4 protein-coding genes are annotated in these 2,644 nt (G+C 28.7%); all 4 read right to left on the reverse strand.

Going from position 1 to position 2,644, the window contains the following annotated elements; genetic code table 11:
- Window positions 1-414, reverse strand: a 414-nt coding sequence (locus AJN69_RS10095) for a hypothetical protein (protein WP_070290174.1), incomplete at its 3' end; no start/stop codon positions are given.
- Window positions 415-643: 229 nt separating this feature from the next.
- A complete protein-coding gene (locus AJN69_RS05845; protein ID WP_070287705.1) occupies window positions 644-1,105 on the reverse strand; it encodes a DUF5675 family protein in 462 nt (153 codons plus the stop codon).
- Window positions 1,106-1,153: 48 nt separating this feature from the next.
- A complete protein-coding gene (locus tag AJN69_RS05850; protein WP_057981351.1) occupies window positions 1,154-2,437 on the reverse strand; it encodes a hypothetical protein in 1,284 nt (427 codons plus the stop codon).
- Window positions 2,434-2,644 (reverse strand): DUF1353 domain-containing protein (locus AJN69_RS05855; protein WP_148122947.1); only part of this gene is annotated, 211 nt, incomplete at its 5' end. The genes AJN69_RS05855 and AJN69_RS05850, both read right to left, overlap by 4 nt.

Genomic DNA, 2,644 nt, shown 5'->3' on the forward strand with positions numbered 1-2,644 from the left:
GGGCTTAATGTTAGTAGTTCTTGCGGAATTCTTACTTTTTGAATTTCTATTTTGGTTACTACTTGTTGAGTTTGCATCCCACAACCTATCAACGACATTGTTAAAAAGCTTGGTAATATTATTTTCATTGCTTTTATAAATGTATTCTTTAACATATTCTATCCTTTCTTTAACTTCGTTTTTTTGATTGTTTGCTTCATTGATTGCTTTTAATTCTGCTTTATGAATTTGCGTAAGTTCTTTTAGCCTTGCTTCGTTGTTTTTATTAATCTCTAAAGCTAAGGCTAAATCATTTTGACTTTTTTCTAATTTTACCTTTGTGCTATCAAGTCTTAGATAAAAATATCCTGTTAAGATTGCCATTAAAGCTAAGGCTATATAAAGCTTTGCATTTCCAAATAAAAGATTTATCATATTTGTTTTAGAAGTTTAAGTAAGGTTTTTGTATAATACCCCTAAGGGTTAGCCGTAGGTCTGACCCCCTATGGCTAAATTCCACCCGCGAAAGGTGGTGATATAAATGTCATACCAGAAGTTTATAATTATAATTATACTACTTTGTGTAATTATAGTCAAGGCTTATTAGCCTTGCCCCGCAAAAGCGGGGTGTAAACTTTAACCTACTTAAACTTTTATCTCCTTTCTATGCTAACTCATTTGTTATTTCTAATTTAATGTCTTCAAGATTTTTACCATACACCAAATCATAAAATTCTTTACAAGCTTGTCTGCTTTGTCCTATGCTTTCGTTATTGTTATCTTTGGTAAGTCCTAGCAAAATACAACCTTCAGTATCTTTGTCAGTGTTTCCCCAGTGTATTAAAATGTGTCTTTCATAAGGCACTAAATCATTATAAACATTTAACATAGTGTCCTTATCGTTCCCTGTAATCTTTCTTAAAGTCGCTTCAAACCGACTTCCCGGATGTCTTTTTAAATTATAATTTCCTTCAGGTATTCTTAAATCTTTGCCACTCTCTAAACCTTCTTTGTCTTCTTCCAAAGAAAAGCATTCAAAAAGAATTTTTTCTTCATCATCTAAAACCTTAAATTTACCAATAACACAAGTTTTACCTATGTATCTTCTATTAATTGTTATTTTCATTATAATTCCTTTCTTTTTATTTTTTGTATTTTATTTTTAGATTTAAACTCATTTTTCTTCTTCAAATTCAAATAAAAAAGCATTATCACCATAGGTAGTTTTATCAATTTCTTTTTTTATTCCTATAAAGCTTCTCTCGACTATAATTTCATTTTGAACTCTAAGGGCTTTTTGCATTTTTATATTTGAAAGATTGACATTTCCATAATATCCAGCTTGCCTATAAAAAAGACTCATAGGAATTTCATTTGTAAAAAGCTCTATACTTACACTATTTTTTATATTAGAAGCCCAAAGACAGCATTCATTTGCATTGCCATCATATTTTTTTAAAGCATTGGTAATATTATGCCAAGCAGGATCATTATAAATTCCGCTCGTTTTGATATTTCCTTCTATTTGATTTTTACTTGGTTTTGAAAGAACGCTAACTTCAGTATAATTTTTAGATTTTAAACCCATTCCATCTTTAGTGATTAAAAAACTGCCTTCATTAAGTCCTTTTATAATTTGCGTAGTGCTTGCTAAAGAATTTTCAAAACCAAAACGCAAATCACTTAAACATCCGCCATATTGACCACTATTTAAATTTGTATCAAAACTAATAATAATCAACTCTTGTGCTGTAATATTTTCATTTCCAAGCAAATTAATCCAACTTGTGTATTTATCATCACTTGCCACACAAAGCCAAAGTTGTTTTACATTTTCATTATAAGTTATAATTAAATCATTAACATTAGCTTTTGTTTTTGGAGTGGGAATAGAATTAGATACTTTTATTCCATTAATGCCTAAATTTAATTTCATATCTTCGAGCATCTCTTCTATAATAGGTTTAATTTCTTCTTTTGTTGGTGTTTGAGCCTTTAAACTTTCTAAAAATTCATCTTGACTTTTTCCCGTGTTTTCTTCATTTTCAAGCCAAAGTTCATAAGCACTTTTACCATCAGCTCCTTTAGCTCCATCTTGCCCTTTTAAATTTTCAAGCTGTTCTTCTGTAAAATCTTCATAAGTAAAAGGATCTCCTTTATCACCTTTTAAACTTTCTTGATTTTCTAAAACAACTTTTAATACAACTTCTTTTAAACTCTCTTCATTGATATTTGCATTGATGTCAAGCTCTTCTAGTAAAGCTTCTAGTTTTTCTTTTAATTCACTTTGTTTTATAAAGTTAAAACTTGTTAAAACTTCATTTATAGCATTTTTAATACTTTCATCGCTTGGTTTTACTCCATTTTTAAAAAGTTCTTTTAAAATTTCTAAAGCTTCACTAAAATCTTTATTGATTTCTTCTGTTTTTATGGCAATTTCTCTTAAATCCACGCTCATCTTATCCCCTTTATTAAACATTTGATCTGATGAAATAAATTACAAGAGCAATAAAAAACAAAAATCTTAAATTTATTTATTTCTAAAGCTTGCATTGCTTCTTTTAAAACAAGATCAGCAAGTTTGTAATCTTTTCTTGATTTTGCTTTTTCACATAAAAAATCATGCACTACACAAGCACTAAAATACTCACTTTTAAAAGGTGGA

The sequence above is a fragment of the Campylobacter sp. BCW_4338 genome, assembly GCF_001763255.1.
Lineage (GTDB): Bacteria > Campylobacterota > Campylobacteria > Campylobacterales > Campylobacteraceae > Campylobacter_D > Campylobacter_D jejuni.

Bases quoted from the DNA above. Each gene is read 5' to 3' on its own strand.
- AJN69_RS05845 (WP_070287705.1), bottom strand. From the start codon at position 1,105: ATGAAAATAACAATTAATAGAAGATACATAGGTAAAACTTGTGTTATT.
- AJN69_RS05850 (WP_057981351.1), bottom strand. From the start codon at position 2,437: ATGAGCGTGGATTTAAGAGAAATTGCCATAAAAACAGAAGAAATCAAT.